The 826-nt window shown below is 72.3% G+C and carries 1 protein-coding gene; it reads left to right on the top strand.

Features of this window, described 5'->3' with window-relative positions; translation table 11 throughout:
* Window positions 1-826 (top strand): polyketide synthase dehydratase domain-containing protein (locus tag FLV34_RS39480; protein WP_187280891.1); only part of this gene is annotated, 826 nt, incomplete at both ends.

The following is an 826-nucleotide window of genomic DNA, read 5'->3' as shown; positions in this document are numbered from 1 at the left end:
TCCCCGGCACCGCCTACCTCGACCTCGCCCTCCACGCCGCCGACCACACCGGCCACACCACCATCGACGAACTCCTCCTCCACGCCCCACTCGTCCTGCCCGAGAACGGCGGCGTGCAGGTGCAGATCATCGTCACCGGCTCCGACCGGTCCACCGCGGAGATCTACTCCCGGCCCGACGGCGACACCGGAGACTGGACCCGCAACGCCACCGCTCTACTGGCCAAGGACGATGCCGAGCCCGGCTTCGACCTCACCGCATGGCCTCCGGCGGACGCGGAGCGGATTGGCCTCGGCACCGCGTACGACCGCCTGACCGAGGCGGGGCTGCACTACGGTCCGGTGTTCCGGGGACTGCGCGCCGCCTGGCGGCGCGGCGACGAACTGTTCGCCGAGGTCTCCCTACCCGAAAGCGAACGGGCCGGCGTGGCGGACTTCGGCGTGCACCCCGCTTTGCTGGACGCGGCACTGCACGGGGCCGCGCTGCACTGGCTGGACGGCACACCGAGCGGCCACAGCAACCTGCCGTTCGCCTGGAACGGCGTCCGCCTGCACGCCACCGGCGCCACCGACCTGCGGGTACGCGTCAAGCTGGGCGACTCCGGATCGCTGTCACTTGAGGCCGCCGACCCCACCGGCGCGCCGGTCGTCTCTATCGGCCGGCTGCAGGTGCGTCCCGTGGCGGCCGACCAGTTGTACGCCGGGTCGGCGAAACAAGACGGGCTCTACCGGGTGGAGTGGTCACCGCTGGATCCCGTGCCGGCCCCGCGCGAGGCATGGGCGGTGCTCGGCGACCGCCCGCTCTACGACACACTGCGCCAAACCGT

Origin of the sequence: Microbispora sp. CSR-4 (genome assembly GCF_008033685.1) — a bacterium.
Lineage (GTDB): Bacteria > Actinomycetota > Actinomycetes > Streptosporangiales > Streptosporangiaceae > Microbispora.
This window is presented reverse-complemented; position numbering and strand designations above follow the sequence as displayed.